The organism is Pseudoalteromonas sp. S16_S37 (genome assembly GCF_014694405.1).
In the GTDB taxonomy this organism is placed as follows: Bacteria; Pseudomonadota; Gammaproteobacteria; order Enterobacterales; family Alteromonadaceae; genus Pseudoalteromonas.
In genome coordinates this window covers 14,023-28,763 of record NZ_JAAUWV010000040.1, presented here as the reverse complement: position 1 = coordinate 28,763, position 14,741 = coordinate 14,023, and the positions used below count along the sequence as shown (strand labels likewise).

General features: G+C 41.8%; 13 protein-coding genes. 6 read left to right on the top strand and 7 right to left on the bottom strand.

The window, feature by feature from the left end; all coding sequences use genetic code 11:
- Nucleotides 1-62 precede the first annotated feature (62 nt).
- The 4 genes from tsaA (at nt 63) to HC733_RS15850 (ending at nt 4,687) form a co-directional block, all read left to right on the top strand.
- Nucleotides 63-767 carry a tRNA (N6-threonylcarbamoyladenosine(37)-N6)-methyltransferase TrmO gene (gene tsaA, locus HC733_RS15865; RefSeq protein WP_190365993.1) on the top strand — a complete coding sequence of 235 codons (705 nt, stop codon included), beginning with the start codon at nt 63-65 and terminating at the stop codon, nt 765-767.
- A gap of 79 nt (nt 768-846) precedes the next feature.
- On the top strand, nt 847-2,571 hold the full coding sequence (locus tag HC733_RS15860; protein ID WP_190365992.1) for a proline--tRNA ligase: 1,725 nt from the start codon (nt 847-849) through the stop codon (nt 2,569-2,571).
- 112 nt (nt 2,572-2,683) lie between these two features.
- The gene (locus HC733_RS15855) at nt 2,684-3,226 is read left to right on the top strand and encodes a hypothetical protein (RefSeq protein WP_190365991.1); all 543 of its coding nucleotides are present in this window, start codon (nt 2,684-2,686) and stop codon (nt 3,224-3,226) included.
- A 198-nt stretch (nt 3,227-3,424) separates the two neighbouring features.
- Nucleotides 3,425-4,687 carry a peroxidase, FMP-type gene (locus HC733_RS15850; protein WP_190365990.1) on the top strand — a complete coding sequence of 421 codons (1,263 nt, stop codon included), beginning with the start codon at nt 3,425-3,427 and terminating at the stop codon, nt 4,685-4,687.
- 102 nt (nt 4,688-4,789) lie between these two features.
- Here the strand turns inward: HC733_RS15850 and HC733_RS15845 are convergent, their stop codons facing one another.
- Nucleotides 4,790-6,406: a PepSY-associated TM helix domain-containing protein gene (locus HC733_RS15845; protein WP_190365989.1), complete on the bottom strand. Its 1,617-nt coding sequence runs from the start codon at nt 6,404-6,406 to the stop codon at nt 4,790-4,792.
- Nucleotides 6,403-6,723, bottom strand: a complete 321-nt coding sequence (locus tag HC733_RS15840) for a hypothetical protein (protein ID WP_190365988.1) — start codon at nt 6,721-6,723, stop codon at nt 6,403-6,405. The genes HC733_RS15845 and HC733_RS15840 overlap by 4 nt, the downstream gene beginning before the upstream one ends.
- Nucleotides 6,724-7,148: 425 nt before the next feature.
- Here HC733_RS15840 and HC733_RS15835 point away from each other — a divergent pair, with 425 nt between their 5' ends.
- Nucleotides 7,149-9,203 carry a TonB-dependent receptor gene (locus tag HC733_RS15835; RefSeq protein WP_190365987.1) on the top strand — a complete coding sequence of 685 codons (2,055 nt, stop codon included), beginning with the start codon at nt 7,149-7,151 and terminating at the stop codon, nt 9,201-9,203.
- A gap of 251 nt (nt 9,204-9,454) precedes the next feature.
- On the opposite strand, the gene HC733_RS15830 is transcribed toward HC733_RS15835, so the two are convergent.
- Nucleotides 9,455-10,288, bottom strand: a complete 834-nt coding sequence (locus tag HC733_RS15830; RefSeq protein WP_190365986.1) for an HDOD domain-containing protein — start codon at nt 10,286-10,288, stop codon at nt 9,455-9,457.
- A 316-nt stretch (nt 10,289-10,604) separates the two neighbouring features.
- Nucleotides 10,605-10,769 (bottom strand): hypothetical protein, encoded by a 165-nt coding sequence (locus HC733_RS15825; protein ID WP_190365985.1) that lies wholly within the window; start codon nt 10,767-10,769, stop codon nt 10,605-10,607.
- Between the two features lie 228 nt (nt 10,770-10,997).
- On the opposite strand from HC733_RS15825, the gene HC733_RS15820 reads away from it, so the two are divergent.
- Entirely contained in the window at nt 10,998-11,801 is an 804-nt protein-coding gene (locus HC733_RS15820; RefSeq protein WP_190365984.1) for a UDP-2,3-diacylglucosamine diphosphatase, read from the top strand.
- 81 nt (nt 11,802-11,882) lie between these two features.
- Here HC733_RS15820 and HC733_RS15815 read toward each other — a convergent pair whose 3' ends face one another.
- Genes HC733_RS15815 through HC733_RS15805 form a run of 3 tightly spaced genes read right to left on the bottom strand, consistent with a single transcriptional unit; the run spans nt 11,883 to nt 14,677 of the window.
- Nucleotides 11,883-13,091 carry an ABC transporter permease gene (locus HC733_RS15815; RefSeq protein ID WP_190365983.1) on the bottom strand — a complete coding sequence of 403 codons (1,209 nt, stop codon included), beginning with the start codon at nt 13,089-13,091 and terminating at the stop codon, nt 11,883-11,885.
- Nucleotides 13,084-13,869, bottom strand: a complete 786-nt coding sequence (locus HC733_RS15810) for an ABC transporter ATP-binding protein (RefSeq protein ID WP_190365982.1) — start codon at nt 13,867-13,869, stop codon at nt 13,084-13,086. Before HC733_RS15810 ends, HC733_RS15815 begins: the two co-directional genes overlap by 8 nt.
- Entirely contained in the window at nt 13,835-14,677 is an 843-nt protein-coding gene (locus tag HC733_RS15805; protein WP_190365981.1) for a DUF3025 domain-containing protein, read from the bottom strand. Before HC733_RS15805 ends, HC733_RS15810 begins: the two co-directional genes overlap by 35 nt.
- Between the last annotated feature and the right edge of the window lie 64 nt (nt 14,678-14,741).

Sequence of the window (14,741 nt, the reverse complement as noted above, 5' to 3'; positions counted from 1 at the left end):
TAAACAGGCCCATACGCGCTACAATCGCGGCCGCCTTTATTTAAAGTAGTGACATAACAACAGTGCAAAGCTATCAAATTCAACCTATTGGCTATATCCAATCGCCTTATAAACAAAAATTTGCTATTCCACGCCAACCTAGGCTTGTACCACAAGCAAAAGCAAAGCTGGTATTTTGCGAAGACTTTAGTCGAGAAGAATTTGTTCGTGGTATTGAAGAATTTAGTCACCTATGGCTGTTGTTTCGTTTTCACGAAACAGCAGATAAAGGTTACTCAGCACTGGTTCGCCCACCTCGCTTGGGCGGTAACGAACGCAAAGGGGTATTTGCCACCCGCGCCACATTTCGCCCAAACGCTATAGGTATGAGTGCAGTAAAACTTGAAGGGGTAGAATATAAAAATGGCCAATTGGCCCTGTTGCTCTCTGGCATAGACTTGCTAGATGGCACGCCAATTGTTGATATCAAACCATATTTACCCTACTCCGACGCAATGACGGATGCCAGTGCAGGTTTTGCAGATACACGTCCCCAAACGCCTATGACTGTTGAGTTTAGTGAACAAGCAAATGATTTCATTGCAAAGCAAACGCAATATCCGGATCTGCAAGAATTCATCACCAATGTGCTCAAGCAAGACCCGCGTCCTGCCTATAAAAAACAAAAGCAACAAACCCAGTTTTACGGCATGAGCTTGTACGAATTCAATATTCGTTGGCAAGTTGACGAACAACACAATAAAGTGATTGAGATAACCCACGAATAAACACTTTGTGTAGCGCCCTAGCGCTGATAAACTACGCGCTAGACTTTTGAAAAACAATTACATTACGAACGGAACCATCATGCGTACCAGTCAATATATTTTGGCGACATTAAAAGAAACGCCATCAGATGCTGAAATTATCAGCCACCAGTTAATGTTACGTGCGGGTATGATCCGCAAACTGGCTTCAGGTTTATACACTTGGCTGCCATCTGGATTAAAAGTGCTACGCAAAGTAGAGCAAGTTGTGCGTGAAGAAATGGACAAAGCAGGTGCAATTGAAATGCTCATGCCTGTTATCCAACCTGCCGATCTTTGGCAAGAATCTGGCCGTTGGGAACAGTTTGGTCCTGAGCTGCTTCGCATCACCGATAGACACAACCGACCGTTCGCTCTTGGCCCAACACACGAAGAAGTTATCACCGACTTAGTACGCAAAGAGATCAGCAGCTATAAGCAGTTACCTTTAACGTTGTACCAAGTACAAACAAAAGTACGTGACGAAGTACGCCCACGTTTTGGTGTAATGCGCGCACGTGAATTCACCATGAAAGATGCTTATTCTTTCCATATGACTGAAGCGTGTTTAGCCGAAACTTATCAGCGCATGCACAAAGCGTATTGTAATGTGTTTGAGCGTTTGGGACTTGATTATCGCCCAGTTATCGCTGACACAGGTTCAATTGGTGGCAGCGTGTCACACGAATTCCACGTATTAGCAGAGTCTGGTGAAGATGCAATCGCGTTTAGCACTGAAAGTGATTACGCTGCAAACATCGAAAAAGCGGAAGCACTCGCACCGACTGAAGCACGCCCTGAGCCAAGTAAAGAGTTAAACACTTTTGCAACTCCAGACGCTAAAACCATTGCAGACCTAAAAGCCAAACACGGTGTTAAACCACACCGCGGCGTTAAAACACTTATTGTTTATGGTACGCCAGATGAAAACGAACAACGCGGTTTAGTTGCTTTGATCCTACGTGGTGACCATGAACTTAACGAGTTAAAAGCAGAAAAGCACCCACTGGTAGACTCACCGCTTGAAATGGCCAAAGAAGAAGATATTTTTGCAGCCATTGGTGCTCACCCAGGCTCGCTTGGCCCTGTTGGCCTTAACATGCCTATTATCGTGGATAGAAGCGCTGCGGTTATGGCTGACTTTGTTGCAGGTGCAAACAAAGACGGCGAACACTACAGCGGCATCAACTGGGACAGAGATGTTAGCAACTATGAAGTATTTGACCTGCGCAACGTGGTTGAAGGCGATCCAAGTCCTTGTGGTAAAGGCACGCTACAAATCAAACGCGGTATTGAAGTGGGCCATATTTTCCAATTAGGCACTAAATACTCGCAAGCAATGAATGCCGGGGTGCTTGGCGAAAACGGTAAAAACCAAATTATGACCATGGGGTGTTATGGTATTGGTGTATCTCGTATAGTCGCGGCAGCAATTGAGCAAAACAACGATGACCACGGTATCAAGTGGACTACTGCACTTGCACCATTTGAGCTTGCGATAGTGCCAATGAACATGCACAAGTCTCATCGTATTCCTGACATTGCAGAGCGCTTGTACAGCGAATTTAAGCAAGCTGGTATCGACGTGTTGTTTGATGACCGTAAAGAGCGCCCTGGTGTTATGTTCAACGACATGGAGCTGCTTGGTGTACCGTACACACTTGTTATCGGTGAACGCAACTTAGATAACAACCAAGTAGAGCTTAAAAACCGCCGTACAGGTGAACAGCTGATGCTTGATATCGATGAAGCTGTAGCAGTAATTACAGCTCAGATCCGTGGCTAATTAAATAATACAACTTGATAGCGTTAAGTTCGATCGTACAGATCGCTTAACGCTATTTTCGTTGCCCTTCATTCCAGTCCTTTAGTAAAAACCCCCAAAGAAACTTGTCGCCATGTACAATATTGTTTTGCTCATTGTTTTAATAATCACGTACCTTTTTTATAAATACAAAAGCCTGAGTTATCACAAACATTTCGAGAAAAAGTTTAAGGCCTCTAACCTATCAATTGAAAAAGATACCATATCAACTAGAACTCGCCGCTCAGAAGGGTTCGAACCAGCGCGCTTAGAAGTAGACAACGACGGTATTCACTTGGAAGTGTTTGAACAGGATAAGCGTAGTTTTGCCCATTTGAGTTACGACCTTTATTTTCACTTCCAAAGTGAAGAAATCCATATTGAACATAGTTTTACACTATCGGGGGTGATACCTTCATTAGGGGATGGTTTGACCTGCGTAGATTCAAATAACCTACTTAGTCTAATACCGATCACACCCACAGCTATCCGACACTATATTTCATTCAAATTACTAAAAGAATGGCTCCTGATATTTTCCGACTACAAGCAACTCGAAGAATCGGGTTTATTTGTAGCGACACAACAATTACTCGAAAACGTGGGTGAGATTTACGATATTGAATACTACGATTGATATCCGCTCCCTATCAATAGCTTAATCTAATCATTGGCGTGTAATCTCTCGTAATTGTCAAGGGCAACAATTTGGTCCATCTTTTCTAAACGTTTACCCTTCGATTCTTCAGTCAATTCTATTGGAAATGATACTTCTCTTTTAGACATGACTGAATAGCGTTAGTGGTAATTTAGCAAAGAAAATAAGGAGCATATCATGTCAAGCGAATTACAAAAGTCGTCAGTCAGACCCTATCCAGAGTGGCGCGAGGGTGAACCTAAGAAAGCACAATTTGGTGTATTGCAAAAACTTCACGGCACATGGGTGAACTGGAAAGATGGACCAACCGGATTACACACCACTTGTATGCCCTCTCCAGGCACCTCTTCAGAAACTATTTTCGGTGTGTTTCACTTTAAGTCCCAAGAATATCGTGAACAGCTCACCTTCACACAAGTTAACGCCCCCGTTCGTAATCGCGCAGGATCTAACGAGCAGTTTAACGGTCCAGTTAAATATGAAACGGCCATTATTGATAATGATGGCGAACTACAACATTTTGAGAATGGCATGTATCTTTGGCTAGGTGACAACACTATGCCTTGGGAAGATAACGGCCAGTATCAAAACCCCCACTCTTTGTTCCAACATCCTTCTAGCTTAGAGTCAGTCGAAGAAGATGGCGGCGCACCAGTCATTGGGCCAAATGAGTTAGGCCCACAGTTTGTGCCTCCGCATTCCATATCTCGCTCTGGCGTGATCCCACACGGTACAACAATCCACATAACAGGAGGTGTGACCGAAAGTTGCTCTAAAGCAAAAGCCCCAAAAATTGCTGACCTTTGGGAACCACAATACCTTTCTATATCTCCCACAATGGGGCTAGACCCACAAAGAGATTTCAAGGATGCGACACTTAAAAACAAACCTGAGTGGACAAACGAAACACGCGAAGAACTTGGTCTTAATAGCGCTCAAGCCTATTTTTTGCGTATCTTTAACTACAATAAGTTCGGCGCACAATACCCTTACACTGTACAACCTAACCTGAAGTTAAGTGAATTTAACAAAACCGTTAAGTTTAAATCGTACGACCTAATTGAACTAGACTCACGCCATGATACAGGTGTTCAAGGTGCCACTGTTAATAACGTGATGATTGAGCGGTATTGTCGAGTTGTAAGAATGCGTTATCGCATGTGGCTTGAAGACGTTGAAATAGACGATTGGGAAAACGAAGGCAAGACCAAAACAATTCAACAGTTACAATATGAACAAATTGTCGACTTTGAATTTATGTTTGGCTCAAGCGGTGAAACAACATTGTGGCCCCATATTCAGGTAAATACGCTTCGCCGTATTGAAGATATAAAACCAGATGAGCGTCTTCCAGCAATTAAACTACCTGAAGAATCTGATAAAAAAGTCTCAGATAAACCTAGATCAAAAGTATACAAAATGAATCATAAACGCGATTAGGCAACTTGCCTGAAAATTATGCCAGTTTAATTGTGAACTGGCATATTATTATTGTCTGTACTTTTCCTTTATTGTTATTTGAGACTATACGAATCATATTCGCTAAGCAGACAAGCTCAATTTAATGCTTGATGTACTATTTTTATCTCCCACATACCAAACACTATTCTGATCGCCATAATAGGCACGCTGTTTAGTCTTATTTGCCATGTGCCAAAAAATAATGCCGATAACACCTGCACATAACTCTAGTACTACGGAAGAAAACTCATTAGCTGGCCAAATAGATAGACTTGGCAAGCACAGTGCGAAGAGTGAAGTTGCGGGTAGCGACAAACAGAGCACCGCTATCAGTCTTTGTGATACGACAGCCGTTTGACTCATCCCGAATAGAAATGAGGCAAGTAAAGTCAAAATAAAGCAACTGTAATACACCCACATATAAATTTGGTTGATGTTTAGGCTTGTAAGAACAATCCACTTAGTGAGCGCAAATGAGGTAGCAACACCGAGTATCGACCCCATCGCAACACCTACCGTTAACTTACCCATAAAGCGACTGGATTTTGATTGTACTGGCAGTGTTTGTTGACGACGTTTTTCGATCCAAAGTAAATTCCCAGTATAAAACAACACTGCGCCCAAAATACCCATAATAAAATATGCCCAGCGCCCTAGTTCTCCACCGTAACTTCCAAAATGCAAACCAAACATAGTGGTAACTATGTCACCCCAAATACCCTGATCGCCGTTTGTGATACTGCTTGTCGTTACTTCAAAGGTATATGGGTTCATAAACAAGAAATCAGACTTAGGGCCACGCAACATATGTTGATCGCTGACTAACTGGATTGATGCTGAAGGCATTTTACTGTTCAATCGGCTAAGATTTATCTCTGTGATTTGATGATCGGGTGCGTAAACCTTAGCTCTAGCCATAATCTCATTTAAGCTAGGTAAGTTATCAACTTTAAACTCAACTGTGGCGGGCATTTGGCGAGCAAATAATGGCTTATCACCATAAATTTTAACTAACCCGGCATAAAAAAAGTCATGAAACGCGAACACAATCACCGTGACCGCAATAACAATGTGAAATGGTAGGCTTGTTATACCGATAAGGTTATGTGTATCCAACCAAAAGCGAGAAGCGCCTTTATTCGTCCTCAATGCGAAAAAACTTTTCGTCAAACTCGGTAACAAAAGTATTAGTCCTGATACCAAAGCAAGAAAATATAAAATTGCCGCTACCCCTAGCACGTATACACCAAAATGATCGTGCCCAACTTCGCCAACTAGGCCGGCGCTGCGATGCAGGTAATCAACCAAAGACGATAACTCATTGATACCTCTAGTATGTGAGATAAGTTCTTCAGTGCTGTTAAAGCTAGCATGCCACAGCTGATCGTCTAAGCGCAGCTCTCTAGGATTACCTTGTTGATACCAAGTGACTGGTGAATGCCCCTGTTCAAAACTTATCTTAACGTCATTTTGAGATTCGGGATACTTTGCAAATACAGCTCGTATTAACGCATCATATTGCTCACTTTGAACTTGAGGTAAATGGACTGTCGGTGGGGTTGCCCACTTATCAATGTGAGGCGCAAACATAGTGATAGCCCCAGCAAAAAAGCCAATAAATAGCAGTAAACCTGCGGTGATCCCTGTCCAAGTATGAATATATTGGTAAGCTCGCAATATATCAGAACGAATTTTCATGATATTCCCCTTGCAACTATCAGCATGATAAAAACCACCAGTGTGGCACTTCCCAACCAAAGTACAGCCTGTTTAGCACTATTAAACATATAAACAAAACTAAATATCAGTAACCAAATTGGTGTGATAAGCCACATGCTAAACTGAGTGCGCCATAACAACCGCTCATTACTAAGAGATTGGCTTAAGCTATCAGCTCCTATCCAAGCGAAAAGACCTACTAGAGCAAAACTTAACCCCAGACCTAACACTAAGCCAGTTATGGTCTTGCCCAGCCACTGTGACTTAAATTTTTTTTGCTTAAAAACACTGTTCATTGAGATTTACCAAAAAGAAGTAACGCTGTTAAGGGAATTAAAGCAGTGAGCACCATCACAGATATCAAGTATGAAAAAACAACAGCTGAGCCTACAAACAACAAGAACGCGCATAACGCAGCCAGTAACAAGAAAACGTAGCCAATTTTTTTTGCATTAGAAGACAAAGGTTTGTTCAGCAAATGTTGATGTTTATTAGCGCAGTACAAAATAGCTAATCCTGCGACTAGCAGAACAATAAATAGCAAAGCTAACACGATAAAAACTCCATTTCTCAATCAATTACAAATTAAAAATGCAGCCTAGATTATAACGAATGTTTTCGTTACAGCAACACAAAAAGAAATTGATATGATAATCGCTTTTATTTACATTGTGTGAATATTTTAATTCCTCGCTTTTTTAACCAACAAACAAGGACTAACATGGTAAACAAGCTTTATACCAAAAAGTCATTATTAACAATCTGTATCAGTTGCGCCTTTTCCTCTTCCCTTAGCTACGCAGACGTTAGTAAGAAAAACCTCGAATCTATCGAAACCATCGTTGTAATGGGTGAGAAAACACATCGTTCTCTAAAAGATACGGCCTCTTCCGTTGCTGTTATTGACGAATCCCAGTTACAAGACCTAACGCACTTAAGCTTAAGCAGTGCGGTCGCAGAAATAGCCAACGTTGTTGTTTTGCCAGGCGCAAAACCCGACATTCGCGGTGTTTCGGGTAATGGTTCAGCGTCGGGCTTCAATGGCGTATCGGGTGGTGCTAAAGCACGTGTATCAACCCTGATTGATGGCATCTCTGAACCTTTTATGGCCGATCTAACTGGTGATACAGGTATGTGGGATATTGAGCAAATTGAGGTTCTCCGAGGCCCACAATCAACCAGCCACGGTAAAAACAGTATAGGCGGCACTATGTTTATCAAAACCAAAGACCCCTCCTTTGATTGGCAAGGCGCGGGACGAGTTGCATATCGTAACCAAGATCGCTATGTCGATACATCGGTTATGGCATCGGGACCTTTGATTGATAATGAACTGGCTTTTAGAGTAACTGTACAACGTGTTGATGGTGATGATTATGACAACAGTGTTGAGTACGATAGTAATCCGGCTCGCTTTGACTTAAACGAATTGAACACTCAAAAAACGCGTTTTAAGCTGTTGTGGCAACCTAGCCAATATAGTGGCTTCAAAGCGTTGCTCAGCCACGCTGTCAGCAAGGAAAAAGGTAATACTGGGCGCACATACTATATCGCTGATGATCCTTGGGCATTTGTGCCAGTGTGGGAGCGTTACATGAATACCGATTCCCATACGACTAGCCTTAAACTAAATTATCAGTTAAATAACAAGCTAGACTACGAAGTACTGATGTCTACAATGGACTACGATTGGGGCTTTGATTCCTATGAAGCTAATCCAGCTCGTGACCAAGTCATGAAAATGTCTGAAGACAATAGCAGTGTTGATTTAAAACTAAATTATACAGATAACACTGTGTCAGGTTTTGTCGGTCTCGCTTACTTTGATCGGGAACAAAACTATCACAGCGAGAGTTCATTTTCATATTTTGGTGATGATAGTAGTGAGTCTAAATCAATTTATGGGGAACTAAGCTACCGCCCCTACTCGCCTTTTACGGTGACCGTCGGTGGCCGTATTGAGAAAGAATCTCAGCAACGTAGTTTTAACCGACAAGTTAAACAAGAATTGAGTAAATCAGATCTGGATAGAGATAAAACCATTCGTTTACCAAAGTTTGTGTTGCAGTACCATATCAACGAAAACAGTACAGCATCAATAAGCGCACGACGTGGCTATAATTCTGGTGGTGGTGCCCTAATATGGGAAACGGGTGAATATTACTACTACGACTCAGAGACAGTAAACACCTATGAGCTTGGTATTCGCTCGGCGATTAATAAAGATATTAATTTAAGCGCTAACGTTTTCTATAACAATTACAGCAATTACCAAGCTGTTGGTGTACTTAGAAAAATCTCAAACATGGACAAAGTGATCACCTACGGCACGGAGTTTGAGCTGTCTGCAATGCTAACCAACGACCTGCAAATAAAAACAGGGTTGGGCTTATTACGTAGTGAAATAAAAGACAACTCTGTCCAGTACGCTGCTTATAACTGTAAAGAGCTTAGCTCGGCTCCTGGTTATACCGCGAATGTCGCTTTGACTTATTGGGTTACAGATCAGTTGAACATGCGTTTTAGTACCGTCAAAGTAGACGAATACTTCACAGAGATAGGAAACACTCAAGAGCGTGTAGCGGGTAATTACACGATATCACGTATCCAAGCCGAATATGAGATAGACAATTGGCTGTTTTCAGCATTTATCAATAATGTTTTTGATGAAAAAGCTTTTAATTACGTTGAACCTGCTGGACGCCATTACGAGCATGGTTACGTTGGCGTCATCGACCCGAAAAACATGGGTGCATCCATCACCTACCGTTATTAAATGCCAAGGGTAAACGTCACGTTTACCCTCTTTTTAAACGTTTAATCTCCCATCAACTAGCGTACATCGCAACACATAGCTGAAAAACCTAGTTAAGGGCGCAACATCCACCTCATCACGCACTTCTGGCTCATGCTTAATAACACCGGAATTAGCTCATATTAATGCTCGTAGTGTTACACTAAATGCCCTTTGTTAATGTAGTTACATAAAACAAAATTGTAACATGATGACAATAAAGACATGCAATGCTACTCATCAATAGACAAAATCAAATCTGACATTTCGCTTTCATCAATTTTTAAATAATCGAGGATATCCTCTTGTACCGCTTGCCACTCTGGGTCTTCTTTGTCAGGGTTAGCTTTTAAAAAAGCAACATGCCTCGCTACTTTCAAAATGCTCAATAACCCCAACCCAGTACTATCGAGTTCTCCAGAACTAAAAATCCCCTCCACGTCATGCATATAATAGATCACATAGACCATGACCTTGGGTAAGCCCCACTGAGCTGCCAATAACGAACCTATGGTTGCATGGTTGGTTTTGTACTGTGCCATTTCTTGTGTAGCAGCATGATCCCAGCCACTTTCATCAGCTAAAGCAATGATATTTTCATAATCATCAAAATGCTGATTAAGGATTGGCACGCCAACAAAATGGAATAAACCGAGCATATAAGCATGGTTAGCCAATGATGGTTTTTGCAGCGCATTGGCGAGCACTGAGGCATATTGGGCTATTTCAGTTTGTTCCTCCCAGAAGTTGCTCATCGCACTGTTGTGTCCAACCGTTGATTTCAATGCGACCGCTTTGACCAGTGGCACGAGTCTCTTCAAACCAAGAGTCATAATTGCTTGATCAATAGACTCAATTTCTCTATTACGACGAAATGCTGCAGAATTTACAACTTGCAGCACCGCCGCAGAAATCCCAACGTCTGCATGCAAGATATTAGCGATCGCACTTATATTAGGCTCTGGTTTTTTGGTCTCTTGAGAGAATTGGATCAGCACTTCAGGACGAGGCGGGATCGACACATTCTTCAGTATGCTTTTTTCTTCTTTAGTTAAAGTGATCGCCATTGACAGATACCGTCACAACGAAAAAAAACACCATAAATAATGTATAGCCAACACTGGTTAAACCGTCACTCTTTATTTTCGACATTTCGTTTGGGCCACATGAACACATTCAAAATAGCCAGACAATAAAGCAGCTAATCAAACATGCTCAAGTCTATAGATTGTTTATTGAGCTTCATAATTACAAAAAACGCAACTATTGTATCATATCAATTAAGGATAAAGCATACTGAAAATCGAATTCGAGCAAATCAAGTTCATCACTAAAATGTGATTAAACAATGCAAATAGCAAAACATAAAGCCTCGAAATGCGATTATTGTTTCGCACATATCCAGTATTGATAGAGCAGTGTCTGACTCTTATCTGCAATTAAGTCGATATAGTATGCAGGTGCATTGTTTTGAATCTGTGTTGTGTTACTTGTCGCGCAGGCAACTACTAAAAGGCTTAATAGTGATACAGGTATTGTTTTACGCATGCTAAATCCTTGCTGCTTTGTTGCAAGTAGATATCGTTATTCTAACTTAAGCGTTAACTTAGCTAAAATGATGTACAACATACAGCATAAGGTAAGAGAGTAATTTCAGTGCTAACTGTTGCTGGATTCATTTTAAATAATAACCTTCTCTAATATGTCGTATAAATGTAATGGTTTGTTCATCTAAGCGCATTAGTTTAGTTTTTATTACGCTTGAGGCCACGGACTATGACTACAACGTACTACCCGAGTATTTGGATCTCGGATGTTCATCTAGGCTACAAGGATTGCAAAGCCGACTACTTGCTAGATTTTTTAAACAGCACACGCTGTGATGTACTCTATCTGGTGGGCGACATTGTTGATTTGTGGTCAATGAAGCGTCAATTTTATTGGCAACCTTCCCATTACAAAGTGCTTGAATGTATCCAAGCTAAAGCCGAATCAGGTACACGTGTTGTGTACATTCCTGGTAACCACGATGAAACGTTTCGCAGCTACGTAGGTAAAAGCCTCTTTAACGTAGAAGTGCACAAAACCTTTATTCATACCACCTCACTGGGTAAGAAGTTTTTGCTGCTGCATGGCGATGATTTTGATTCAGCTACGCGCTATAACAAACTAATAAGTATTGCAGGCGATGCAGCTTACGACTTTTTGCTATTTTTAAATCGCTGGACGAACCGTATACGCCGCCTGTATGGGGGCCACTATTGGTCATTAGCATCTTGGCTTAAAAATCGTGTACACAAAGCCCGTGAAGCCATTAGTGCATTTGAGTCTGCGGCAATTCATGAAGCGAAAAAGCAAGGAGTAGATGGCATCATTTGTGGCCATATTCACCAACCTGCCATCAAAGTGCAAGATGGCATCGTATATTGCAATGATGGTGACTGGATTGAGAATTGTACCGCGCTGGTCGAAGGTCAAAACGGCCGAATTGAGTTATTGCATTGGTCAGACATTCAGCACGTTATCAATGTGGTTGAGCTTGATAAAATAAAAACCACAGGCAAAGCTAAAGCGGCATAATAGTTCGCGCATATTTTCAGTAAATATAATAAAAGCGCGATACTTTAAAAATCACATCGCGCTTTTTATCTACCATCTAAGCTATCTAAATAACACGGTTTCTTTAGAAAACCACCTAACACAAAATGCTAGCAATAGCGCAGCAAGGCCAATCGAGGTTAACACAATCATAGTTAGCAAGCCGTAATCTACCGTGCCTTTAACAATTTCTTTAATTGCCAATGCAACATTAGTCACTGGAATGAGTGCTGTTTTTGCGTTGAGTACCATATTTGGCATCAATGAAATAACGATTGGCAAAAACACCCCCATACTCAAAGGAGCCATATAGTTTTGCGCCTCTTTGAAAGTACGAGCGTAGATAGAAATCGCCAAAACCAAAGACGAAAAGATAGCCGCTATGGGCACCAACAGCGCAAATATCAACATAAAATCAACGCTCGTCACGCTCGAAAACGCTGACTTTATGGTATCAAGCTCCACAAAACTAATCGCAACCGATACCCAAATAGCCATACTCAGCACAGTGACTGTGGCACAGGCTAAAGAACTGAGCAATACCGTTAAAAACTTGCCCAACACCAATTGCGTGCGTGTAACTGGCGTTAATAATAACGTCTCTAACGTGCCTCGCTCTTTTTCGCCCGCGCCAAGGTCAATAGCTGGATAGCTCGCGCCCATAAGCACAAGAGGGATCAATAAATAGGGAATAAAGGCTCCAAGTTTTTCGCCAAGGTTTTCTCGCCTATCTGCCGTATCTACTTTGCTAACCAAGATCGGCTGCAACATTGCCGCTTGCTTTTGTTTGTCTACCCCCAATGCAATCAAGGCTTGTTCACGCAACGAGTCGGATAATTCATTCGCTATTGATTTAAGTCTGTCGTATATAAAGTTAATACTTTGCGCATCATTAAAGACCACTTGCCAACTTGCTTGCTCACCGCGCTCTAGCGTTTGAGTCGGATCTGCATCTAAAAATATCCCCACATCAATCGCACCACTTTGCACCGCTTGCTTTAATTCATCGATAGTCGAAAACTGTTGTTCTCCATCATATTTTTTAAAGCTTTTATGGTAAAAAACCCGCTCAGCAAATTGTGCGCTATGTTGCTCATTGACGATGTAATAGGTATGCACTTTTTGCTCGGCTTTGAGCGCAGCCTGCGAACCTAAAAATGCAACTAGCCCCATGAGCACAGGAAATATCAGCATAGGGAGGGCTAACACAAAAAACAGCGTTTTTCGGTCTCTAACAAGCTCTAATAGCTCCTTCTTAAATACCTCAAACATGCGCAGCTCCTTGTAACAGATTCATAAAGGCTTGGTTTAGCTCATCGCTCTTCCCTTGTGTTTTGAACTGCGCCACGCTGTCGTCAAAACAACTCACCCCTTTATCAATCACACAAATTCTATCGCACAGCAGTGCAACTTCGTCCAAGTGATGGGTTGAGAAAATCACCGGTGTGCCGTTATTTTTGAGCTCACGAATAAAGTTGATCACCGTTTGCGTGGTCATAATATCCAAACCCGTTGTCGGTTCATCTAGCACCACAACGTCTGGCTGATGGATAACCGCTCGTGCGATATTGGTTTTTTGTTTCATTCCCGTTGAAAGGTGCTCAGCGCGTTTATCTAAAAACTCAGTCATATCGAGCTTTTCAAAAAGAGCATCACATCGAGACTTAAGCTCCCGCCCTTTTAAGCCATGCAATTTGGCAAAATACTCTACGTTTTCACGCGCACTTAAGCGACCATATAACCCTGTTGAGCCCGACAAAAAGCCAATAGAGCGTCGCCCAATTAGCGGCTTTTTGATAATGTCTTGGCCATTTATGGTGATTTGTCCGCTATCAGGCTTCAATGCAGTTGAGAGCATACGTAGCGTTGTGGTTTTACCCGCACCATTTGGGCCTAGTAACCCTAACACTTCACCTTGAGCACACGAAAAACTGACATTTTTTACCGAATGAAAATAGCCGTCGTGCTCTCTTATGTCTTTAGACTTACCCTTTTGCTGATGTTCTTTGGTCAATTTAAAGCGCTTTTGTAGCGCCTTGACTTCTATCATGCGTATTCCTTCGTTTTGGTCTGAAATAGTCAGTATTATCATAATATTCAGGATGTTGATTGTCGTCGCACCAAGTGGGCACGCCTAACAAGGGGAGTGGCGACAATGCCGAGTTATCATCAAGCACACCATCGCTTTGTATCATGTTGACTAATTGAGCGTCTAACATCTCATATTGCTTTGTAAGGTCCAAGCTGAAAAAGTGCTTATCTACCACCATGCATAACGCTTTACCGGTTAGACCAACAAAAGGCTGTGTCAGCATTTCATAATTAGCATGACCGAATATAAATGGCTTAATATCATTGCCCCACCGCGCACGACTATGCACAAAAACGTCATGCCACTGATGTTCTTTAAGCTTGGCAGCAAACGTTTCATCGGTCATCGCGATAATAACGCCACATTCATCAAAAAGCGTCAATGCATTACGTTGCTTACTGCGATGTTTTAAACCATGAACATTAATTTCATCAATATGGCGTTTATTAAGTAAAGATTTGCTTTTAGGAAACAAGCTCCAGATCATTGCGCCAAACAAGTCATGCCAGTTTTGCTCCCTGGTAGGTACCTGCCCTGTTTCAAAAATGATTTGCTCATAATAACGCGTTTCATCTTGCAGCTTGGCATCACTGACAAATTCAATGGGCTTGGCTTGATGATTCTTTGTATCAACTAAACTGTTGAGCCACTCAAAGCTGGGCCAATCAATTTGCTCTTGGAGTTTAAAAATGTCATTTAAATGTTCGAATGCGCCGCCAACTAATCTGTGCGACTCAAATTTTTCTGGTGGCGTGAATTTTTTCATTACTGGCTATATAAAATTCTTTGCGCCATTTTACCCTAAGTTGCTCCAAGCGCCAATGGCCTCT

Coding starts and splice junctions, on each gene's coding strand:
- HC733_RS15840 (WP_190365988.1), bottom strand. CDS start 6,723: ATGAACAGTGTTTTTAAGCAAAAAAAATTTAAGTCACAGTGGCTGGGC.
- HC733_RS15810 (WP_190365982.1), bottom strand. CDS start 13,869: ATGATAGAAGTCAAGGCGCTACAAAAGCGCTTTAAATTGACCAAAGAA.
- HC733_RS15825 (WP_190365985.1), bottom strand. CDS start 10,769: ATGCGTAAAACAATACCTGTATCACTATTAAGCCTTTTAGTAGTTGCC.
- HC733_RS15860 (WP_190365992.1), top strand. CDS start 847: ATGCGTACCAGTCAATATATTTTGGCGACATTAAAAGAAACGCCATCA.
- HC733_RS15835 (WP_190365987.1), top strand. CDS start 7,149: ATGGTAAACAAGCTTTATACCAAAAAGTCATTATTAACAATCTGTATC.
- HC733_RS15830 (WP_190365986.1), bottom strand. CDS start 10,288: ATGGCGATCACTTTAACTAAAGAAGAAAAAAGCATACTGAAGAATGTG.
- HC733_RS15855 (WP_190365991.1), top strand. CDS start 2,684: ATGTACAATATTGTTTTGCTCATTGTTTTAATAATCACGTACCTTTTT.
- HC733_RS15805 (WP_190365981.1), bottom strand. CDS start 14,677: ATGAAAAAATTCACGCCACCAGAAAAATTTGAGTCGCACAGATTAGTT.
- HC733_RS15850 (WP_190365990.1), top strand. CDS start 3,425: ATGTCAAGCGAATTACAAAAGTCGTCAGTCAGACCCTATCCAGAGTGG.
- HC733_RS15820 (WP_190365984.1), top strand. CDS start 10,998: ATGACTACAACGTACTACCCGAGTATTTGGATCTCGGATGTTCATCTA.
- HC733_RS15815 (WP_190365983.1), bottom strand. CDS start 13,091: ATGTTTGAGGTATTTAAGAAGGAGCTATTAGAGCTTGTTAGAGACCGA.
- HC733_RS15845 (WP_190365989.1), bottom strand. CDS start 6,406: ATGAAAATTCGTTCTGATATATTGCGAGCTTACCAATATATTCATACT.